The 21,727-nt window shown below is 43.9% G+C and carries 16 protein-coding genes and 1 pseudogene; 5 read left to right on the top strand and 12 right to left on the bottom strand.

Annotated features, from left to right (window positions below):
* Window positions 1-22: 22 nt before the first annotated feature.
* The gene (locus GO495_RS07495; protein WP_157299050.1) at window positions 23-3,301 is read left to right on the top strand and encodes a SusC/RagA family TonB-linked outer membrane protein; all 3,279 of its coding nucleotides are present in this window, start codon (window positions 23-25) and stop codon (window positions 3,299-3,301) included.
* Window positions 3,302-3,321: 20 nt separating this feature from the next.
* Window positions 3,322-4,902 carry a SusD/RagB family nutrient-binding outer membrane lipoprotein gene (locus GO495_RS07500; RefSeq protein WP_157299051.1) on the top strand — a complete coding sequence of 527 codons (1,581 nt, stop codon included), beginning with the start codon at window positions 3,322-3,324 and terminating at the stop codon, window positions 4,900-4,902.
* A gap of 46 nt (window positions 4,903-4,948) precedes the next feature.
* Here GO495_RS07500 and GO495_RS07505 read toward each other — a convergent pair whose 3' ends face one another.
* Window positions 4,949-8,455: a M43 family zinc metalloprotease gene (locus GO495_RS07505; RefSeq protein WP_170302641.1), complete on the bottom strand. Its 3,507-nt coding sequence runs from the start codon at window positions 8,453-8,455 to the stop codon at window positions 4,949-4,951.
* 192 nt (window positions 8,456-8,647) lie between these two features.
* Between GO495_RS07505 and GO495_RS07510 the strand changes: the two genes are divergently transcribed.
* On the top strand, window positions 8,648-9,868 hold the full coding sequence (locus GO495_RS07510) for a hypothetical protein (protein WP_157299053.1): 1,221 nt from the start codon (window positions 8,648-8,650) through the stop codon (window positions 9,866-9,868).
* A gap of 3 nt (window positions 9,869-9,871) precedes the next feature.
* Here GO495_RS07510 and GO495_RS07515 read toward each other — a convergent pair whose 3' ends face one another.
* Together GO495_RS07515 and GO495_RS07520 are read right to left on the bottom strand one after the other, a co-directional pair.
* Complete coding sequence (locus tag GO495_RS07515; protein ID WP_157299054.1) at window positions 9,872-10,282, bottom strand: response regulator; 411 nt, start codon at window positions 10,280-10,282, stop codon at window positions 9,872-9,874.
* 5 nt (window positions 10,283-10,287) lie between these two features.
* Window positions 10,288-11,541 carry a sensor histidine kinase gene (locus tag GO495_RS07520; protein WP_240915166.1) on the bottom strand — a complete coding sequence of 418 codons (1,254 nt, stop codon included), beginning with the start codon at window positions 11,539-11,541 and terminating at the stop codon, window positions 10,288-10,290.
* Between the two features lie 403 nt (window positions 11,542-11,944).
* Between GO495_RS07520 and GO495_RS07525 the strand changes: the two genes are divergently transcribed.
* Window positions 11,945-12,172 (top strand): DUF3820 family protein, encoded by a 228-nt coding sequence (locus GO495_RS07525; RefSeq protein ID WP_089786169.1) that lies wholly within the window; start codon window positions 11,945-11,947, stop codon window positions 12,170-12,172.
* 40 nt (window positions 12,173-12,212) lie between these two features.
* On the opposite strand, the gene fabF is transcribed toward GO495_RS07525, so the two are convergent.
* On the bottom strand, window positions 12,213-13,472 hold the full coding sequence (gene fabF, locus GO495_RS07530; protein WP_157299055.1) for a beta-ketoacyl-ACP synthase II: 1,260 nt from the start codon (window positions 13,470-13,472) through the stop codon (window positions 12,213-12,215).
* 16 nt (window positions 13,473-13,488) lie between these two features.
* Window positions 13,489-14,040 carry a TetR/AcrR family transcriptional regulator gene (locus tag GO495_RS07535; protein WP_157299056.1) on the bottom strand — a complete coding sequence of 184 codons (552 nt, stop codon included), beginning with the start codon at window positions 14,038-14,040 and terminating at the stop codon, window positions 13,489-13,491.
* Between the two features lie 91 nt (window positions 14,041-14,131).
* Here GO495_RS07535 and GO495_RS07540 point away from each other — a divergent pair, with 91 nt between their 5' ends.
* Complete coding sequence (locus tag GO495_RS07540) at window positions 14,132-14,611, top strand: DinB family protein (protein ID WP_157299057.1); 480 nt, start codon at window positions 14,132-14,134, stop codon at window positions 14,609-14,611.
* 35 nt (window positions 14,612-14,646) lie between these two features.
* Here GO495_RS07540 and GO495_RS07545 read toward each other — a convergent pair whose 3' ends face one another.
* From GO495_RS07545 to GO495_RS07575, 7 genes and pseudogenes are all read right to left on the bottom strand, one after another.
* Window positions 14,647-15,648, bottom strand: a complete 1,002-nt coding sequence (locus tag GO495_RS07545) for an L-histidine N(alpha)-methyltransferase (RefSeq protein ID WP_157299058.1) — start codon at window positions 15,646-15,648, stop codon at window positions 14,647-14,649.
* Window positions 15,649-15,660: 12 nt separating this feature from the next.
* Window positions 15,661-16,827, bottom strand: a complete 1,167-nt coding sequence (egtB, locus tag GO495_RS07550) for an ergothioneine biosynthesis protein EgtB (RefSeq protein WP_157299059.1) — start codon at window positions 16,825-16,827, stop codon at window positions 15,661-15,663.
* Between the two features lie 11 nt (window positions 16,828-16,838).
* On the bottom strand, window positions 16,839-18,395 hold the full coding sequence (locus GO495_RS07555; protein WP_157299060.1) for an ABC transporter permease/substrate-binding protein: 1,557 nt from the start codon (window positions 18,393-18,395) through the stop codon (window positions 16,839-16,841).
* Window positions 18,382-19,329 carry an ABC transporter ATP-binding protein gene (locus GO495_RS07560; protein ID WP_157299061.1) on the bottom strand — a complete coding sequence of 316 codons (948 nt, stop codon included), beginning with the start codon at window positions 19,327-19,329 and terminating at the stop codon, window positions 18,382-18,384. The genes GO495_RS07555 and GO495_RS07560 overlap by 14 nt, the downstream gene beginning before the upstream one ends.
* Window positions 19,330-19,386: 57 nt before the next feature.
* Complete coding sequence (locus GO495_RS07565) at window positions 19,387-20,772, bottom strand: mercuric reductase (protein WP_157299062.1); 1,386 nt, start codon at window positions 20,770-20,772, stop codon at window positions 19,387-19,389.
* A 10-nt stretch (window positions 20,773-20,782) separates the two neighbouring features.
* Window positions 20,783-21,064: a DUF427 domain-containing protein gene (locus GO495_RS07570; protein WP_157299063.1), complete on the bottom strand. Its 282-nt coding sequence runs from the start codon at window positions 21,062-21,064 to the stop codon at window positions 20,783-20,785.
* A 181-nt stretch (window positions 21,065-21,245) separates the two neighbouring features.
* Window positions 21,246-21,727: pseudogene (locus GO495_RS07575) on the bottom strand (hypothetical protein); the annotation flags it as partial.

Consider the following 21,727-nt stretch of genomic DNA (forward strand, 5'->3'; position numbering starts at 1 on the left):
GCCTTAAACACAAACAAACAAAATGCAAAGATCGTTAATTGTATGTACGGTCCTGGCACTGCTATGCACCTATGCCGCCATAGCCCAGGAAAAGAGATCCATTTCGGGAACTGTTCAGGATGAAAAAGGAATGCCATTAATTGGCGTAAATGTTCAGGAGAAAGGCAGCACGAACGGTGCTACCACAGACGCTGCCGGTAAGTTTCATTTACAGGCAAAATCAAATGCGATACTGATTTTTTCTTACATCGGATTCCTGAAGCAGGAACAACCTGCTTCAGACAATATTACTGTTAAACTCGCGGCGGACAGTAAAGGATTAAATGAAGTGGTCGTGACCGCAATGGGTATTAAAAAAGAAGTGCGTGCATTGGGTTATGCTGTCAGCACTATCAGTGCAAAGGAACTTACCCAGACAGGCAGTTCGAATTTCGCATCCGCTTTATATGGTAAAGCTGCTGGTGTGAAAATTGTGTCTGCTCCGGGTGGTGCTTCCAGCGCGGTTTCTGTACAGGTGAGAGGTGTGTCTTCTGTGGGATTGAGCACACAACCTTTATACGTCGTAGACGGTGTGCCCATCAGGAATTACAGTGATCTCACCTCCGGCTCTTTTGGTACTACTAATTCAAGGATTGATGGTAACGGTGCTTTAGACATTAACCCGGAAGATATTGAAACACTCACTATATTAAAAGGCGCGAGCGCCAGTGCGCTCTATGGCTCAGAAGCTACGAACGGGGTGGTGGTGATCACTACAAAGAAAGGTGTGAAAGGAAAAGGATTGGGCGTTGAATTGAATTATATCATCAGCCGGGAGAAACTGGCTTCCAGTCCGGATTATCAAAATGAATACGGCCCTGGTTATGATGCACAGACAAACATTACCAACGGTATCGCAGACGCAACGGGATGGATAACAGATGCAGACGGTTCCAGACATCCTTACTACCGCGCCTACGACCAGTTCGGCCCTAAATTCGATAACAGTACAGTAAAGTACTGGGATGGTAGCAGCAGAACTTACGCTGCTCAAAAGAACAACTACAAGGACTTCTACGAAACCGGTTACAACTCTGCACTGAACGTTGCCGTATCCAATGCCGGCGATAAAGGAAGTTTCCGTTTCTCATATACCCGCACCGATTACAAAGGTATCATGCCGGGAACGAACCTGAATAAAAACAACTTCAACTTCAACGGTACACTAAAGTTAAGTAACAATGTCAGCGTAGACCTCGTATCTACCTACAACAATAACTTTACCCATAACCGTGCTTATGTCATGAATACTATCTTCGGCTCTTATGGCGGATTCTTCAGTCGTTTCGATGACATGAATACCTATAAGAATAAATATAAAACTTCCGATGGATATAAATATGTTGCTTACAATAACAGCAGTTATGATCAGGACGAAAAACTGGCCTATAATATCCGCGCGACAAACGTGCTGGACTACTTATGGACTAACCTCACAAACAGTTACGATGAAAATCAGAACCGCTTCATCAACAGCGCTACTTTAAATGTGGGTCTGCTGGATAACCTGAAATTCAGGGGTAGAGTGGGGAGCGATTATACCGGCTGGAATGCTACCGATAAAGAATATAACTCACAACCCGCCTCTCTGGGTTACACCGGTGCATATGGTGTGGAATCAAGAGCGAACAACGTGACCTACGGCGATGCATTGTTAGTGTACAGCCCTAAAATAACGAAAGACTTAGGTCTTTCTGCGACAGGTGGTTTTACCGCACGCAGACAAAAATATACCTACAATAAAATATCTACAGTGGATGGTCTTGTATCAGAGAACTGGTTCTCACTGGCCAACTCCGCCAGCGCATTGTCCGCTTCTTCTGCCCGCGCAGAACAACTGGATGTAGCCGGCTTTGGTACCCTGGACCTCAACTATAAGAGCTTCTTATACCTGGAAGGTACTGCCCGTTACGAATCTACTTCAACATTGCCATCCGGTGCTAACAGCTATTTCTACCCATCTTTCAATGCAGGTTTCATCCTGTCTGATGTGGTGAAAATGCCGAAGTATGTAGACTATGCTAAACTAAGGGCTTCCTACGGTTTTGTAGGTAACCACCCCAACCTTTACCAGTCGAATGTAATGTATACACAGTCTACCGTATCTTATAACGAATCCAACCTGTTGTATCAACAGTCAAACAGCAGTGATTTCGGAAATGAGAAACTAAAGTCTGAGAAGAAGCGTGAAATGGAGTTCGGCCTGGAAACAAGATTACTGCATAACAGGATCACAGTAGATTTCAGCTATTATAACAACAAGGTAATGGACCAGATCCTGACCCTCAGTACTGCAGCATCTACAGGATCAACTTCCAAACTGGTGAATGCAGGTGATATCTCCAACTATGGCTATGAAGCAGCTATCAGTGCCACACCGGTCACCGCTAAAAACTTCTCCTGGAATACCCGTTTCAATTTTGCCATCAACAGGAATAAACTGACGGCCCTCTCTTATAACGCTACCAGCTTAACCAGCGCTTCTTATGATGGTGGTTACCTGATCGTTCGTTCTGAGGTTGGAGATGCTTTAGGTAATATCTATGTACACCCAAGAACAAAAGATGCAAATGGGAATGTCCTGGTGAATGATAACGGTATTTATACCACTAATAAAAATGCCTACGAATACGCGGGTAACATTATGCCGAAAATAGTGGGTGGTTTCTCGAACACATTTACGTACAAAAGCTTTGCTTTGGATGTAACACTGGATTATCGCTTTGGTGGTAAACTGGTATCTATTCCTACCTATTACCAGATTGGCGCTGGTATGTATGAAAGTACCCTGCAATACAGAGATGCAGCACATGGTGGTATTGCCTACAACGTAGTGAGCGATGCAAATGCTGAATATACAGCTACTACCGGTGGCTCCCGTAACGACGGTGTGATACTCAAAGGAGTAACAAGCGCAGGTACTGCCAATACCAAAGTAATTACCGCGGCCATGTATTATGAGAATAATTTCGACTGGGAAACAAATGGTGATTACGCTGCGGCAGTATTCAATAACAGCTACATCAAAGTACGTGAAGTAGCACTCACTTATAACATGCCTAAAAGCATCGTTTCAAAACTGCATTTCCAGGGATTACAATTAGCGCTGATTGGACGTAACCTGTTCTACATCTATAAAACATTACCTCATGGTTTGGATCCTGAAGTAGCTGTTGGTTCTTCCTGGCTGAGTCAGGGGATAGATGGTGGTACTGCTGGTCCTGCCAGGAGTTTGGGTGCAAGCCTGCGGGCACGTTTTTAATCAACAACAAAACAAAAAAAATGAAAAGACTTTTGATCAATATAACCGCCCTCTTTTTATTGGCGGGTACTTTCAGTTCCTGCAAAAAAAAGGTAGATGCTGATTACCTTAACCCGGAAAAAACAGCGGCTGGCTCCCTGGGTAAACTGCTTTCGGGTATGTACCTGAATAAAAGGATCCACCCTTCTTACTGGGATTACTATACTTTCATCATGCCTACGCTGGGACTATATACTCAAACCGTTGCTACGGCTCCCTCTACAGAAATGTATATCCCTTCGCTGACTTATTCTGAGGGTCGCTGGACAGACTTCTACGCCGGTTCCAGTGGTACGGATTATAACTATAACGGCCCTGGTATCATGAGCAATTATCGTGAAATGCAAACTACCTACGCCGCATTGTCTGCTTCAGAACAAGCCGCCAACCTGGTGTTCCTGAAATGTGCACAGGTAGTATTATATGATCAGACGGCACAGATGATAGATCTCTGGGGAGATATTCCTTTTTCCCAGGCAGGTTCTCAGAATACGGCTACCCGCGATATCAGCAATTCTCCTTTCCAGGATGCCGCCAGTGTATATGATACACTCATCACAGGACTCAAAGACCTGAATACTTATTTCGATACTGCTACTTTGTCGACTGTAACAACAAAAGAATTACAGACGCAGGACATCGTCCTCGGTGGAGACCTTTCCAAATGGCAACGTTACGCGAACTCACTTCGTCTTCGCCTGCTGATGCGTATTTCAAATTATGATGAAGCTACCGCAAAAACAGAAGTGACGACCATGCTCAATAATCCATCTATATACCCACTTATTTCCGATAATACCTACAATGTAGAATTACAGGAAAGTCCCAGTGGTCTGAAAAGTGATCTGTATGATGTATTCAAAGACTTTAGCTTCGGTCCTGCCTACCTGATGGATACGCTGATGGTAGCTAATGATGATCCCCGTACAGCAGTATACTGGGACACCAATGCTTCCGGCGAATACAAAGGTTTCCCTTATAACGGAACAACAGCGGACTATGAGGGTGGGGGATATGCTACCTACGACTCCGCTACTTTCTACTATAATTATAACTTACCCGGTGTTATGTTCACTGCTTCCGAAGTAAGTTTCCTGAAAGCAGAAGCAGATGAGAGATGGGGGATAGGGACCGCACAGACAGATTATGAAACCGGTGTTACACAGTCGGTTGATTTTTACTACGGTATCAATCAGTCCCGTATCCTGAGATCCGGTGGCGGGACCTGGTCCGTATTAACAACACCATCTTCGGCCACGGTTACCAGCTACCTGGAAAAACCGGCTATCGCTTATACCGGTACTGCTACCGAAAAACTGGCGAAGATCTATACCCAGAAGTGGATCCATTTTTTCATCCTGCAGGCCGGACAATCATGGGCAGAATTAAGAAGAACCGGTTATCCTGTGTTGCAGTATGCTGCAGCATCTGCTTCCGGCGCTACAACGCCACCGGTGCGCCTGCTCTATCCTTCTACAGAACAATTATACAACAGTGCCAATTATTCTGCTGTCTCTGCTAAGGATACAAGAGACACGAAAATCTTCTGGGATGTGAATTAAAAAACTTCCTGTAAAGAAAAGGCTCCGTGAAGGAGCCTTTTCTAAGTTATTTTATCAGCATCACCGACCCTTTTATAATTTCCGTCGTTCCATCAGAGAACTCCACATTTGCAAAGTAGATATAAGGGCCTGTAGCTGCGTCAGTCCCTTTCCATCCATAGCTCCTGTCATTTGCCGGAATGTTACTTGTTTCAAACATCTTATTTCCCCAACGGTTAAATACTATAAAGCTCTTGATATTCCTGATATCCTTACTGCCAATAATATAGAACACATCATTCACGCCATCTCCGTTAGGCGTAAATGCAGAAGGCACTACAAAACGGCTGGTGGTGAACATCTGTAGAGAAATATCCGCTGTATCGGTACAGAAATACTCGTTCTTCACTTCTACCAGGTACTTTATGGAAGTAGTAACGGTCGCTGTAGGATTAGGGCAATTACCACAGGATAAGCCTTCAATAGGCATCCAGGTATACACCTTACCAGTGCCTCCCATAATTACAGGAGATAATTTAACCGTGGCTCCCGGTCTGTTCACCACTTGTACGGATGGTTCAAAGTTGACCGTGAAAGGAAGGTCTTCCGCATTATCCGTATCATTATCATACAGTGTTTCTTTTACTACATGCTGATCATTTACTACCGCATATAACTGCCCTGTGGCAGGAGAGCCGACAATATGTGTATAGTCCTTACAAACAGCATCCGCAGTTAACACAGTAACAAACACCGGTTTTAACAGGTGAGCCGTATCACTTAACGGATCGCCGTCATAAAAAGCGACCGGTAACGCTTTGTAAATGCTATCATATCCGTTAGCGGTACAGATTTTAAAGGAGACGATAGAATGTGTATTGTCATAACATTTCACATCTGTAATGTCTACAGTATAATCCGGGGGTACTAACTTAATAATACCTTCAGGCTTTAACACACAGCCATACAGACTGGTAAGTGTTACGGGTACAATAGCGCTGTCCAGCATTTTAATAGCAGGTATCAGGCAGTCTGTGCAACTTATGGTATATGTATCCGCTGTTTCCCATGCAATGGTAACAGGATCAAATGCATTCGTCTGGAAAGTCACAGGGAATGTTGCGCCTCTGTAAACAACCGTATCAGCAGGTACTACAGATGCAGATGGGAAAATATACACACCCGCATTCGTATTATTCGTGGTGTTTGTTTCTGCCCATGCCGCAGTACTGTTCACTGCTGCAAAGAATCCGCCATTTGAACTGTTCTTAATGGTTTGTGAGAAAGTCTCACAAGACCCTGAACTATACGCGGCTGTTACAACGGTAGTATCCAGCTGTTGAGAAGAAGCATCATAAAAATTCAGGGATAATCCTTGTGGGATATTCCCTTTTGCATAACTGTTACAGATGTTATATGTGAGGTAGATACTATCACCTTTCGCGCATTCAGTCGTCAGTACTTTCACGGTATAATCATCTACAGTTGCAGTATGTATCGTCACAAAAGCACTATCGTAACAATTATTATCAGTATATATTTTCACCTGTTGTACAAACAGGGTGTCTTTCCTGTAAGGAGCGATAAAGTTGGCAGATGTACAGTGGTCGCAATCTACATGAGATATAGGCCACCATTCGCCGTCCAGCATATTACCATTCGCTGTGGGGGTCAATGCTACGATCTGATCAGGTACCAGGTACAAATCCGATGGAGAGAACTGTACCTTGAATTTGAAACTTACAGTAGAGGCGTAATTGTTACCATAGTTGCTTTCTATCAACGTATCTAAAGGATTGGGTAATACAAATGGACTGGAAGTACCATCATCATTGAACACAGCTACTAACGTATCCAGTCCGGCACTGCCCGCATTCAGGATATACGTCTCAAGATAGGACGCACATTTTCCTTTGATATCGTATGGTAGTAAATATGAGGCGCCCAGTTTGGTGGCGCTACCAGTTCTTGGATCGCGGTTATAAAAGCTAACAGGTGTATTCTTTGGAATGGTTTTATATCCGAAGTTATTAAAGAACAAAGAGATCTTCAATTGATTCTGATCATAACATTCCACTTTCGTAACATATACCACCCCATCTGCGGTAGGATCATCTACCACGATATTTACAGGATTGGTAGTATCAAAACAGCTGCCGTTATCAGCAATAAGGCGTACCTGGTAAGTACCCGGTGTCTTGAATACATATGTCAGGTCTGTATTGGTGCTTACTACCTGCTCTGCCATACCGGTATTACTGCTCATTAACCAGCGGTAGTTGCTGGCATTCATAGAGCGGTTCGTGAAGAGTACACTATCCAGTTCTATCCCTTGTTTTGAAGCGATCTTTCTTTTATCAGGATAAAATCTCGATACTACGCCGCAGCTTACTACCAGCATATCCTGTGTCATTGTATAACAACCTGGTGCAGCGTATGCCCTCAGTGTGATTTTATAGGTCTTCTTTGCAGTTACCTGGTAACTGAAATTTGTAGTGGTCGCGGTAACTACATCGTCTACCAGCCATTCATAACTGGTAGCGCCGGTAGAAGTATTGGTGAAGTTAACGATGTCATTTATAAAGGGATAATCGATATCTTTTGTAAAGGTAGCTACAGCCGCAGAAACACACGGTGGCGTGCATACGGTACTGCTCACCATTCCCGGAAGACTGCCCGCTATAAAATTGCGCATACGTGTTCCCTGTCCGTCTGTAAAGGAAAGTATACAACCTACACCACCACCGTAGTCCATGAAATTATCCGGAAGGTCTGGTACATCTGTTGCAAATCCGGAGAGCGTATCTGTACTGCAGGAGTTTTCAGGGCTACTGCAGGCAAAACCACCGGCAATAGATCTGTCGGGAGGCGTATCGCACACCATATCCCCATCCGTGGTACAATCATCGTTTTTACAATCCTGTGCGGCAAAGGTGTGAATCAGACTGAGATAATGTCCCATTTCATGTGCAAGGAGATCCACGCCTAGTCCAGATACCACCACTTCTCCTCCTGCACTGGCATAGCCTGCCATTTTCAATCGTGTCCAGGTCCCGCATTCAAACGACTGCATAAACTCCGACTTGATATCTGATACTACCCATATGTTGATGTAACGGGCAGGGTCCCATGTACCCAGCGCTGTAAGGTCACCACCTTCCATATCCGCATCAAAATCAGTCAGGTACGATTTGGTGCGCAGAATGCCAGTCGTTAATCCACCGGAAGGATCTGTTTTAGCGAGGCAGAAGCTGATCTGCGTATCGGACCTGCCGCCTGCAAATGCACCGGTTTTGCCGTATGCCTGGTTCAACATGTCCAGTGCATTCGTCACATCAAGGTCCGTAATGGTAGTCGGATCATCCTTAATGATATGAAACACAACGGGCAGCGTATAAACCGCGGCTCTTGCAGCCTGTTGCCGCAACGCTTTGTTCATGTCGATTTCCTTTTTTACAAAGGTGGCATCCTGTCTCCAGGTCTTCAGCATCACGTCCGTTCCACAGGAACGGGGATGTCCTGCCTCCCATATGGAAGCCCTGGAAAGTTGTCCCGTTTGACGGGGCAGTGGCATTTGAGCATTCGCAATGTTATAAATAACAAGGAGATATGACAACGTTAGTAATCGAAGGTTCTTTAGGGACATAGGTATAGTGTGGTGTACTTGGTTGCTCTTAGTTTAAGTAAAGTTATAATATGATTATTACATTCTCACCAATGTTTTATTTTATGATATAAAATATTATTTTTATTCAAAATGCCGACGATGGACCTGGAACTACAGAAGCAAGACTTACTCTCAAGATGGAAGCATGCATTTAACGAAATTGAGCACATCCAGCAATACAAGGATAAAATAGAGACTGAAAGATATATCCCCGGTTTCAGATACGATCTGAAAGATTATGGTACCCCTCTTTTCCTCAAACCAGAAGAAAAACTCTTTCCGGAAGCACGTTCCCGCGAAATCAGTGATTATCATTTTTATGGTTTTGCAGCAGATGGATTACCCTGTTACACTTCTTTTGGTCAACGGATAAGTAAAGTAAGCTGGGAAGGTTATTACAGCTATAGTGATAACGTGGTGGAGTATGTTGAGTTCTGTATGGAAACTGGCATTCCTTCTGCCATCAAACGTTTTATTTACAATAACGGAGAAAAAATGATCTATCAGTCCTTGTCGGTAAACAGCAGGGGAAATATCCCTGTTTACAAAGGGTTACCTAAAGAGCAGATGATCACAGGTATCATAGAAGATCAGCATTCACTGTTTTGTGCAATAGAAAAGTACACAACAGAAAATGGAAAGATCCTGAAGGCTGATTGTATCGCGATTGCACCAGGTGCGGGAGAATACAGGTATGAAGAGATTTACAGGTATGATGAAACAGGTAAGCTGGATGAAATACGCACCGTATACGAAGATGGGAAAACATCACTGGCCTATGTGCAGTTGAATAACGTTGTCAATATAAACCAGTTATCCGACGAAGTTTCTGAAAGCATGGCGCAGGCTATCATTGACACGCTGCTGGAAGCTAAAATAGAAGTGCCGCTATCACTACTGGAAATTAACTATAAGTTCGTCACGGAATACATGCCATTGCTGACTCCCCGTTCTCTTGCCTTTACAGACGGGATTACCAGGGAGCATATGGATGAGGATATTTTCGATCTTATCTTTTTATCTACAGAAGTATCACATGCTTATTTGCACCTGAATGCCGGCAAATTTGAACGCGTGTTCCGTCAGTTCGTTCAGATCATTGAACGGGAAGAAAAGTGGGATATGGGCACTGCAATGCTCAGGAAAGTGGCTTATCTGTTAACCACGGGTAAAATGTACAACCGTATTCCTGTCAGTGATGAATTTGCCGCTTATGCGATTGACTGGGAATCAGATATGGAGGAGTTCGAGGATATCCTCGGAGAATGTGGTGTAGCCGGTTCTGTTATAGCCGCCTGGAAGGACAGGGGATGGCTGTGATCATCATCGGGAGAAAAAATACTGGGAAAGTATTTCTTCCATCATGGCGGGCGTTAACGGTTTACTTCTGAAACCAGCTATGGCCGGGTTGTTGGCGGCACGTTTTTTATCATCAGGATTCAGTGAAGTTGTCAGCATTACGACTACTACCTTACCTTTTTCGTCCTCTTTCAGTTTGGAATATTCATCCAGGAATTCCCAGCCATTAAGTCCTGGCATATTGATATCCAGCAGAATTAATTCGGGTTGCTGACAGGCAGCATTGGCGCATTGTTTAAGGTAATCCAGTGCATCGGTCCCGTTCCAGGCTACCTTTACATGGTTAGCACAATCTAATTTTTTAATGACCATCTGACTGATAAAGTTAGTAGCTTCATCGTCTTCCACAAGCAGGATAGAATTTAGTTTCTTCATACGATCTATGCTGAAATAGTAAAATAAAATTGACTGCCTTTCCCGGGGGCCGATTCCACCCAGATTTTTCCATTATGCAGGGTTACGATTTTCTTGCAATGTGCAAGACCTATACCCGTGCCCTCATACAACTGTTTACTATGCAGTCGCTGGAAGATCTCAAATATTTTTTCTTTGTAGCGGTCTTCCATTCCTATGCCATTATCACAACAGGAGAAAAGCCATCCGGAATCAATTTTGCAGGCTGCAATATGGATTCTGGGTGACTGATCAGCTTTTTTAAACTTGATAGCGTTACTGAGCAGGTTCTGAAACAATAGTTTCAGTTCTACAGGGTATGCATTTAATACCGGAAGGTCTTTCACGGTCACTCTTGCGTTACTTTCTTCTATAGCCTTGCGCAGGTCGGCTTTTACCGCTTCTATCAATTCATTACAGTCGACCTTTTCCGGGACTCTTTCTCTTCCTATACGGGAATGATCAAGCAAGGCTATGATCAGTTGGCTCATGCGATTGGACGATTGGGTAATGAACCGCAGGTATTTGCCGGCATTTTCATCCAGCTGGCCGGTGTATTCTTCTGTGAGTATTTCAACAAGACTGGTAATGGAACGTAATGGTTCCTGCAGATCATGAGAAGCAATGTAAGTGAATTGCTCCAGCTCTATGTTCCTGAGTTCCAGTTGTTCAATATATAAACGCTTGTTTTCTTCCGCCAGTTTTTTCTCTGTCAGATCATGTGTGATCTTTATAAATCCGCTGATATCACCGTCATCGTTACGTATGGCAGTGATGGTAACGGTACCCCAGAAAGTAGTGCCGTCTTTACGTACGTTCCAGCCTCGGTGTTTCGCTCGCCCTTCTTTGAAAGCAATGGAAATCAGCTTTTCCGGTAAATATTCTTCCCTGTCCTTTTTTGTGTAGAATAATCTGATGTTCCTGCCTAGTATTTCGCTGGCAGTATATCCTTTAATCACTTCAGCGCCTTTGTTCCAGTTGAGGATATTGCCTTCGATGTCCAGCATCACTATGGCATAATCCTTTACTTCTGCTACCGTATTATTGTAGCGTTGCCTGGATCTTAACAGTTGTTGTTCTGCTGCTTTTAGTGAGAGTTCCGCTTCCTCCAGTTTTCTGCCGAGAATATGAATCCCGGCAGCCAGTTCCATATCATTGGTTACCAGTTGCTTTTCTGTGTTGACATATTGTTGTACTATGTCTAATAGCTCTCTAGGGTTGGCAGTATCCCCGTATTCCATACACCGCTGTTTAATTTCCGATACCCGACAGGTAAAACAAAAAACGGTTACAACCACAATGGGTTGTAACCGGGCATTCTAGAATTACCACTCTTCTGGGGGGATGTTTAAATCAAAAAGTTTACAAAACTGCAAAACGAAATACATTCTCTTATTTGCAATAGGTACAGGTATAAACATATCACAATTGTTCGTTTTCTTACTTGAAAACAAGGCAGTCACAATTATTTATTTTATTTTTCTAATTTGCTGATTATGAATGCTTACTGTCCCTTGTGTCTCTTTAGCCTATACTTTAACAGATATAGATAAATACTAATAACCTAGGTACATACGTAATGCTGTACTTTCCGGATTTTAAAAAGGGGAAAAAAGTAGGGATTTTTTTTGGGATATTTGTCCGATGGAATTAGCACAACCCGATCCTGAGATCTTCAAACAACTGGTTACCATGAAAATGCCTTTTGGCAAGTATAAGGATGTACTGCTCTGCGACCTGCCGGTGTCTTACCTGGAATGGTTTCAACGGAAGGGTATGCCACAGGGCAAACTGGGGATGTTATTGAATACGATATATGAGATTAAGATAAACGGGCTAACCGGCTTGTTGACGCCTTTAAAAGGGAAATAAAAAAGCCTGCTTTAAGCAGGCTTTTTCTATCTGTCTAAAATCAGTTTACTTCTCTGAACAGCACAATACCATTATGCCCGCCAAACCCGAAGGTATTGCTCATGGCCACACGCACTTTCTTCTCTATAGCTTTTCCTAATACGATAGGCATCGTAGCCGGAATCGCTTTATCCAGTTCTTTTGTATTAATAGTAGGGGGTATGATGCCGTTTTTGATACTCAGTACGGCAGCAATCGCTTCTATCGCACCGGCAGCACCTAACAGGTGACCTGTCATGGATTTGGTAGCGCTGATAGACAAATGCTTAGGATCTTCCCCGAACAATTTGGTAATAGCTGCTATCTCGCTGAGATCGCCCACCGGAGTAGAAGTAGCATGACCATTCAGATAATCAACATCTTCCGGTTTCAATCCTGCTTCACCTAATGCATTCTGCATCGCCCTTAAAGCACCCAGTCCTTCCGGATGGGTCGCTGTCATATGATACGCATCAGCCGTCATGGAAGCGCCTACTACTTCAGCATAGATATGTGCGCCTCTTGCGATAGCGTGTTCGTATTCTTCCAGCACCAGCGCACCGGCTCCTTCTCCCATGATAAAACCGTCCCTGCTCACATCAAATGGCCTGGATGCAGTAGCGGGATCATCATTCCTGGAAGACATGGCCTTCATAGCACAGAAACCGCCAATAGAAGCCTCTGTTACAGGCGCTTCTGATCCACCGGTGATGATCACTTTTGCTTTTCCCAGACGGATATAGTTCAAAGCGTCCATAATGGCCGTATTGGAAGTAGCACAGGCAGAAACGGTGGTATAATTGATACCCATCAGTCCAAAACGGATGGAGATCATACCGGAAGCCATATTGGTAATGAACTTAGGTACAAAGAACGGATTGAAGCGGGGATTGAATCCGCCTAATGTATATTCCTTTACCTGTTCTTCGAAGGTTTGCATACCACCCTGACCAGACCCCCATATCACCCCTGTATCAAAAGGGTCCATTGTGGAGAAATCCAGTTTAGCATCATCAACAGCCTGTTGAGCTGCGATCAGTGCATATTGTGTGAACGGATCGGTTTTGCGGATATCGTTTCTGTCCAGCCATAAGGTTGGATCATAATCTTTTAATTCACAGGCAAATTGTGTTCTGAAACGTTCAGGATTAAACCTGGTGATACGGGCAGCCCCACTGATACCGGTTATAAGATTATTCCAGTAGTCAGCGACGTTGTTGCCTATTGGAGTAAGTGCTCCTAAACCGGTTATTACCGCTCGTTTTAACGCGTATGTTTCCATTGATTCTATATAATATTTATAAAAGGTCGTTTAATAATTGATTACTCATTTTTTCAAATACTTCTTTTCCCATTACCCTGGCTAAAAGCAGGGAGGAAAGCATGTTGGATACCACCAGTAATGCCCGGTCATATGCATCTCCTTTAAAATGAAAAAGTTGCTTTTTGCGCCCGTTTTCCAGGCACAAAGTGACCCATTCCAGCACATCTTCACTCATATGCTGCACTTTTTCCTGCATTGCTGCCGGTAAAGTTTCATAATCGGGGGAAAGAGAGCCCATCAGGCATATAAAACCCTGCTTACTTCGTTGATAGAACACATCAAAAAAGAGTCGCAGTTGTTCATTTTCCGGAAAAGTAGCCCAATATAGCTTATTGATTGCCAATTTTTCTATTTCCTGGTTAATAACAGCAATTCCCAGGTCGGTTTTTGATGGAAAATAGTAATGTATAGCAGCATTCCTGATCTCCAGGGGATCAGAGATGTCCTTGTAACTGAAAGCGTTAAACCCCCTGGTCCTGATCAGGCGGTCGGCCAGCTCAATAATTCTTTCTTTTGTATCCTGCATATATAAAGCGTAAAATTACTTACTTGTAGGTAAGTAAGCAAATTAAATTCCATTGGCACCTTTCTTGAGCGTGGTAGGAAAAAAAATCTCCATGTCAAACAATACCAAGGAACTGGTAAAATCATTGAAGGAATTACTGGCCGGAGGGAATGCGCATGCTACCTTCGACGATGCAATAAAAGGGCTGCCTGCAAAATTACGTGGCGTAGTGCGGGAAGGGATGCCGTACAGCATCTGGCAACTGGTAGATCATATCCGTATTACCCAATGGGATATCCTGGAGTTTTCCCGTGATCCCAAGCACAAATCACCTTCCTGGCCGGAAGGATACTGGCCAAAGGACCCGGAGCCACCGGATGAAGCTGCCTGGAAACATGCGGTTGATCAGATCAAAAAGGATAATAAAGCATTTATTCATTTACTGGAAGCACCGGATGCAGATCTGTTTGCGCCTTTTCCGCATGGGGATGGTCAGCATTTACTGAGAGAGGCCTTACTGATAGGGGATCATACCAGTTATCATACCGGGGAGATCATAGTGATAAGAAGATTGCTGGGAGCATGGAAATAACAAAAAAGCCTCTTTGTGAAAAGAGGCTTTTTTAATCAGCTGCATAACCACACACAATCTACAAACCATCTCTTCTCATCAAAGAAATTAGCGACCGGTTTAAAACCTGTCTGTAATGCCAGTGTTTCTGTTTCGGCCAGACTATATTTCTGAGAGATCTCCATATAAATGGGTTCATGTACGGCGAAGTCGAAAGTATGCGTACCGATATGGACCTGCTGATTTTCCAGGCTTACCAGGTAGCTTTTACAAGCACCTGTTCCGGGATCATAAGTAGGGTAGTGATCGAATTTACTGATGTCAAAATCTGCTCCTAATTCATTGTTCATCCTGTGTAACAGATTCAGATTGAAATTGCGGGTAATACCTTCCGAATCATTATATGCATTCAGTATTATCTGCGGATGTTTCTTTAAATCAAAACCTGTTAGCAGGATATCTCCCGGTTGCAGATAATTGCGCAGCTGCCTGCAGAATTTCTTCGTTTCAGCAGGCGTGAAATTGCCGATATTGCCGCCCATACACAGTACCAGCTTACTTCTGGATGAAAGTATATTCGCCTGATGCAGCATCTCGAAATATTCACCATTTAATCCGTGTAATTGCAGGGAAGGTAATTTCTCCGGCAATGATCTTTCCAGTTGATGAATAACGTTACCGGATATATCAACAGGGTAATATGTGAAGTCAGGATCAATCTGTAACAACTGTTCTAACAGGTGTATTGATTTGGTAGCGTCACCGGCACCCAGCTCCACCACATCAAACTGGCGGCCGTAAGACTGCACAAGCTGAATGATCTGAGCAGACTGCTCACGTAATATTTCCATCTCGCAATTAGTTGGATAATATTCATGGCAATTCATGATCTGCTGAAAGAGAGCATCTCCTTTTGTATCGTAAAAGTATTTTGAATCGAGATACTTGTTGGTAGCTGTAAGGCCGCGTACTACATCCTGATAAAAGACTTCCTGCGGGTCCTGTAGTGCTGCAACTCGCTTACATAATAACGGATTCATTACGGTGGTGGTTGCCATAACAATTTTGTATTAGATGAATAAGTTTTGTTTTGCCAGCCTGATACCGGTAAACTGCCATCTTAAAGGAGGATGGAAGAAGTTCCGGTAGGTGATACGGCTGTGATTGGGAGGAGTGACCTCTGAACCTCCACGCAATACCATCTGGCTAATCATAAATTTACCATTATATTCTCCGATAGCACCGGGTGCTTTTGTAAAGCCGGGGTAGGGCAGGTAAGCGCTTTCTGTCCATTCCCACCGTTGTCCCCACGATAGTTCAGGCGCGGCTGCTTCCCATTCGAATTCTGTTGGCAGACGCATTCCTTTCCAGGCGGCATAGGCTGCTGCTTCATAGTAGCTGATATGACAAACAGGCGCATCCGGTGTAATGGGTTGTAAGCCCTGCCAGGTGTAATGCTGCCATTGGCCATCCACGTGATACCAGTACAACGGGGCTTTTACCTGGTTCGTTTTTACCCAGTCCCAGCCTTCTGCATGCCAGTGACGGAAGTCGCTGTAACCACCTGCTTCCATGAAAGCAAGGTATTCGGCGTTGGTCACCAGTTGTGTGCTGATGGCATAATCCTGCAGGTATACAGAATGCCTGGACAACTCATTATCAAAACAGAATCCTTCTCCTGCATGACCTATCTGGTAAATACCTGCCGGCATGATCAGAAAATCTTCACGCTTATCTTCAACCGTTTTAATACCTGCCTTGTTTTTATCGTAAGCTGGCAAAAGCGGATTATGTCCAAGAATGTATTTGATATCTGTATATAATAATTCCTGGTGTTGTTCTTCATGATTCAATCCAAGTACGATCAGTGTTTCCAGTTCTTTTGAAACGGGATTGTCGAGCAAAGTATGCATGGCCTCATCCACGTATTCGCGGTAGCGCATCACATCTTCAACCGCCGGGCGACTGAGATTACCACGGTCTGTACGTACTACGCGGGTACCTACGGATTCATAATAACTGTTGAATACAAAGTTGTAATCAGGATCGAATTCTGTATAACCGGGAAGGTGCGGTTTTAGCAGAAAGGTTTCAAAGAACCAGGTTGTATGTCCCAGATGCCATTTCGGCGGACTTACATCCACTATTGGCTGTACTACGTAATCTTCCGTTTTTAGTGGGGCGCATATATGAATGGAGCGCTTCCTCACTGTTTCAAAATTATTTTTCAGTTGCATATACCTGGTGGTTAGTGATGCACTAAATAGTTTTTAAGATCTGATATTGATGTAATATTCAATGTTGCGGCCTGTTGCCTGCGCATCATTAAGGCATATGTGTTATTAAACCCGATGGGCGCCAGCCACCTGATATTAAATTTACGGGAGAACTCTTCAGCTACATAGTCATATACTTTCTGATTATCGGTGATGAGCGAATCTATAGTGGGCTGACTGGCCTGTAACAAGACCAGCAGGCCGGTGCCTGTATATTCCGGGTAAAGATCTATCTGACCGTTGCTAAGGGCTTCAAAAGCGATCTTTGTACCCCCCAGGCCCGTTTTTGTGATAGCCTCTATGTCAGTATACCCATTCACAAGCATCTTGTACATGTTTGCCAGTATATATCCGTCTCCGAATATTTTAGCCCCTATATGAATAGTTCCTTTAGTGCCATGTTTCTCCGGTTGCCATAAGTGGTTGGTTACCAGGAAATCTTTCGCTACCACTGCCGGGTCCTGCTTCAGGTAATCTACCCGGTAGTTGAGCTCCGTCATGATACTATCATTAATTATACCAGACAATTTATTCAGCACACTTGTCAGTTCCGGATACTTATCGAGTGTTTCCTGGCGGATGATCGGGGCAGCATAATAAGGGGGAAAGATGTGTTTATCATCTTTCAGTACTATCAGGTCATAGGCCTTTACACGTCCGTCCGTGCTGCTTCCGCTGATGACGTCCAGTTTCTTTTCGTAAATAGCCTTGTACATGATCATGTCGCTGATAACGACGGTCCTGATATTTAATCCATAGGTTTTTTTCAATCCCAGATTGCCGTCTTTTCTACCCATGAATTCCGGTGTAAAGCCCGCCTGTAGCTTGGTTCCGAATGCAGCGGGTAATAAATAGAAAGCTGATAATCCAACTAATAGAAAAGGTAAGATGTACAGGCCTTTTTTCGCTTTACGGAGGTTCTGCTTTTGGAGTAGCGACAACAGCCAGTCGAAAATGATCGCCAATAAGGCAGCAGGAATAGCTCCTGCCAGTATCATGTTGGTATTGTTCAGCGCTATACCCCCGAAAATGAATTCGCCCAGGCCTCCGGCAGCGATGTAGGCTGCCAATGTGGCTACGCCTACATTGATGACGGTAGCGGTACGGATGCCTGCCAGCAGTACCGGCATGGCAAGCGGAAGTTGTACTTTATACAGGAGCTGGCGTTTGCTCATCCCCATGCCTACGGCAGCGTCTGTCACGGTAGGGTCCACCTGTTGAATGCCTGTATAGGTATTGCGGATAATTGGTAACAATGCGTAGAGGAAGAGCGCAACAATGGCAGGCTGTGCGCCTATGCCAAGCAGTGGTATCATAAAACCGAGCAGGGCGATGCTGGGGATGGTTTGCAGTACACCGGCGATACCGAGTATTGTTCCCGCCAGCTTTTGCCTGCGGGTGATGAGAATACCTGATGGTACACCAATCAGTACTGCCAGTAGCAATGAGATAAATGTAAGGCCGATATGCTGCAGTGTTTGTTCCAGCAACTTACCTGATTGCTGTTGTACAAAGTCAAAGAAGCCCATGCTTATATTGTTTTACTGCATCCATCAATGCGTTTGTGTTTATGGTTGATATTTTATCTTCAAATTGCACCGTTACGATATCGTGTTCTGTAGTTTGTTCAAGAGCTTCCCAGCAGGAGTTATTACCATTTAATGTGGCATTTTCATGTGTTGTATTATTTAACCACTGACGGATGGTTGTCAGCTTTAATGCTTTTAATTCCAGCAGTAAACGTTGCTCTTCGAAAAAGGCATGTACAAAATCGTTGGCCGGAGAAAATAATAATTCCGCAGGTGTGCCTACCTGTTGTACAATGCCTTTATCCATCAGGCAGATGTATGTGCCCAGTTCAAATGCTTCCTGTACATCATGCGTAACGATGATCACTGTTTTGCTGCGTAGTTCATCCAGGTTACGGAACTCTTTTCTTATACTGGCCCTTGTCACCGGATCTAATGCCCCGAATGGTTCATCCATCAGTAATACCGGTGGATCAGCAGCGAGTGCCCGTGCCAGGCCCACACGCTGTTGCTGCCCGCCACTCAGCTGATGAGGATAGACATGCAGGTATTCATCAGCCGCTAGGTGCAGCTTTTCCATAAGAACAGCTGTCCTGTCAGTGATTCTCTTTTTATCCCAGTTGGACAGCTCCGGAACAATGGCGATATTTTCCGCTACTGTGTAGTGCGGAAATAGTCCGTTGTTCTGTAATACATACCCTATGCCTCTGCGTAAGGTTTCAGGTTGCTGTGTGGTGACGGACGTACCATTCACATAAATGCTACCACTGCTGGGATCTGTCAGGCGGTTGATCATTCTCAATGTTGTGGTTTTTCCACTACCGCTGGTACCCAGTAATACCATGATTTCACCCTCATTTACCGTAAAAGAGACATTGCTTACTACGGTCTTGCCGCTACCGAACGACTTACTTACATTATCAAGTTGTATCATAGGCAAGCTATTGGGTATTTATATACTCAGATTGTTACCCGGAAGTAAATTAATAACTTAATCTACTATAGTGGCAAATAAGTTATTCAGAGATTCTGTATAAAGTGGATGTGCAAAAACCATTTCTCTTAGCTGGGTGGCAGTGAAGCCGGCCATAATGGCCATCTGGAGTACGGACATGACGTCTCCGCCTTCTTCACATAAAATGGCCGCGCCCAGTATTTTATCTGTGCCGGCATCTACGATGGCTTTCATAAAGCCCTGAGTATGGCCTGTTTCTATGGCTCTTGCTACTTTTTCCATACTTAGGCATGCTACCTTTATATTGAGGCCTTTATCGCGGGCTTCTTTTTCTGTTAAGCCTATTCTTCCTAATTGCGGATCTGTGAACATGCAATAGGGAACGGGTCTGTCTTTGATAGAAGCTTCTTTTTTATCCACAAGGATTTTGAGCAGGATCAGGTGATCATTGTAAGCGATATGTGTGAATGCGGGACCGCCTTTTACATCTCCGAAAGCATAAATACCAGGGACGCCGGTTTCCAGTTTATCATTCACTTTGATATATCCATTATCGTCAGTACTGACACCAGTTTTATCCAGTTGCAGGGCTTTTGTCTGTGGATCTCTTCCTGTAGCAACCAGCAGGTGAGAACCGGTGAGGATGTGCGATTGTCCGCCGGAAGTTAGTTCCATGCGTATGACGTCATTGCCGGCCTGTTCTATCTTTTTGATGTTAGCGCTGGTATGTACGGTGATGCCGCCTGCTTCCAGGATCTTTTTTACTTCGGCGGCCACGTCGTCATCTTCTCTTGATAGCAATTGAGAGCTGGTTTCTATGATGGTCACCTGACTGCCGAAACGGCGGAACATTTGTCCGAATTCCAGCGCGATATAGCTGCCACCTATTATCAGCAGGTGAGAGGGGAGTGTTTTATTGTCCAGCAGTGTTGTACTGGTGAGATATGGAATGGTGTCTATCCCAGTTATATCCGGAATTTTTGGTAGAGCGCCGGTGTTAATCAGCACATAATCTGCACTGATTTCTTCCTGGCTGCCATCCTTTAATTTTACGGACAGCGTTTTATCACCTGTGAAGGCAGCTTCTCCGTATAAAATTGTCAATCCTTCAGTTTTCTGCAATCCTCTTTCAGCGCCGGACCTGAAGCTGTTGACCACCTCGTTTTTACGTTCTATGATCTTTTCGAGATTGACTTTGTAATCGCTGACGGTAATGCCCCATTCCTGGCTATGAGAGATGGTATATGCTGTTTTGGCGCAGGCAATCATTGATTTGGTAGGGGTACAGCCATCATTCACACAGGTACCACCGATAAATCTTTTCTCCACCAGTGCTGTATTCCAGCCGGCTTTGGCCAGTTTTTTAGCAAGCGGGGTTCCGCCCTGGCCAGAGCCAATGACAATCGCATCAAATTTTTTCATACTTAGTAGTTTATCTGGTTACTTCCACACCTTTCCAGAAGGCGATGCGGTCTTTTATTTCGGCTGCTGCTGCTTTAGGGTCCGGGTAGTACCAGGCAGCGTCTTTGTTTACTTTACCGTCTATCGTAACATTGTAATAAGATGCATCTCCTTTCCAGGGGCAATGAGTATGGGTACTGGAAGGAGTTAGCAGAGACATGTTTACTGCTTCCTGTGGAAAGTAATGATTGTTCTCGACCACAATTGTTTTATCGCTTTCCGCTATTACTTCATTGTGCCAGATTGCCTTCATTTTGTTGTAGTTTAATAAGTTATAACATGGACCAAATATTATACCAGCAGGGTATTTTTAGTGAATTTAAACAATTAAAGGGGGAATTGTTACAAGGGGGAGGAAAGAGACGTAAAAAGATACGGATGCTAAAGTGTTTCTATGGCTTCGAAGGGTAGGAGAAAGCAATTGATATAGTGATCTAAAGCTTTTCTATTGCTTTAATAGGTAGTTCCGTAATATCTGAAATCAGACTTAACTCAAGTCCTCTTTCCTTCATTTTTAACGCAGTTTTCTTTTTATTTTTCTTTTCGCCCTTCTTTTTTCCTTTTTTTTCTCCTTCGGCTTCACCTATCTCCTTTCCTCTGATATAAAGGAAATCTTTTTCTTCTTTGAAAAAACTAGCTACTGATATCATCTCTGTATATTTTTTGTCTAAACTACGTAATTGTAATAAAATGCGCAACTGAGTTAAGTATTTATTTTCTGTCTCTTCTCCTTCCGCTGTAATCTTTACACCATCCATGATAGCTTCTATTACTTTTTTAGGTTCATCTTCTCCGAAATCAGCAAGAATAGCCAGGATTTTTTCTTCCGGCCACTTCGATTTTAAGAATATTTTATAATCTATCTGTTGCGGAGAGACGATGTTATACCTGAACTTAAAATCCTCTTCATCAATGC

Source organism: Chitinophaga oryziterrae (assembly GCF_009758125.1).
Taxonomy (GTDB): Bacteria; Bacteroidota; Bacteroidia; order Chitinophagales; family Chitinophagaceae; genus Chitinophaga; species Chitinophaga oryziterrae.

Excerpts from the sequence above, each read along its gene's own strand:
- GO495_RS07495 (WP_157299050.1), top strand. The coding sequence starts at position 23 with ATGCAAAGATCGTTAATTGTATGTACGGTCCTGGCACTGCTATGCACC.
- GO495_RS07500 (WP_157299051.1), top strand. The coding sequence starts at position 3,322 with ATGAAAAGACTTTTGATCAATATAACCGCCCTCTTTTTATTGGCGGGT.
- GO495_RS07505 (WP_170302641.1), bottom strand. The coding sequence starts at position 8,455 with ATGCCACTGCCCCGTCAAACGGGACAACTTTCCAGGGCTTCCATATGG.
- GO495_RS07510 (WP_157299053.1), top strand. The coding sequence starts at position 8,648 with ATGGACCTGGAACTACAGAAGCAAGACTTACTCTCAAGATGGAAGCAT.
- GO495_RS07515 (WP_157299054.1), bottom strand. The coding sequence starts at position 10,282 with ATGAAGAAACTAAATTCTATCCTGCTTGTGGAAGACGATGAAGCTACT.
- GO495_RS07520 (WP_240915166.1), bottom strand. The coding sequence starts at position 11,541 with ATGGAATACGGGGATACTGCCAACCCTAGAGAGCTATTAGACATAGTA.
- GO495_RS07525 (WP_089786169.1), top strand. The coding sequence starts at position 11,945 with ATGGAATTAGCACAACCCGATCCTGAGATCTTCAAACAACTGGTTACC.
- fabF (WP_157299055.1), bottom strand. The coding sequence starts at position 13,472 with ATGGAAACATACGCGTTAAAACGAGCGGTAATAACCGGTTTAGGAGCA.
- GO495_RS07535 (WP_157299056.1), bottom strand. The coding sequence starts at position 14,040 with ATGCAGGATACAAAAGAAAGAATTATTGAGCTGGCCGACCGCCTGATC.
- GO495_RS07540 (WP_157299057.1), top strand. The coding sequence starts at position 14,132 with ATGTCAAACAATACCAAGGAACTGGTAAAATCATTGAAGGAATTACTG.
- GO495_RS07545 (WP_157299058.1), bottom strand. The coding sequence starts at position 15,648 with ATGGCAACCACCACCGTAATGAATCCGTTATTATGTAAGCGAGTTGCA.
- egtB (WP_157299059.1), bottom strand. The coding sequence starts at position 16,827 with ATGCAACTGAAAAATAATTTTGAAACAGTGAGGAAGCGCTCCATTCAT.
- GO495_RS07555 (WP_157299060.1), bottom strand. The coding sequence starts at position 18,395 with ATGGGCTTCTTTGACTTTGTACAACAGCAATCAGGTAAGTTGCTGGAA.
- GO495_RS07560 (WP_157299061.1), bottom strand. The coding sequence starts at position 19,329 with ATGATACAACTTGATAATGTAAGTAAGTCGTTCGGTAGCGGCAAGACC.
- GO495_RS07565 (WP_157299062.1), bottom strand. The coding sequence starts at position 20,772 with ATGAAAAAATTTGATGCGATTGTCATTGGCTCTGGCCAGGGCGGAACC.
- GO495_RS07570 (WP_157299063.1), bottom strand. The coding sequence starts at position 21,064 with ATGAAGGCAATCTGGCACAATGAAGTAATAGCGGAAAGCGATAAAACA.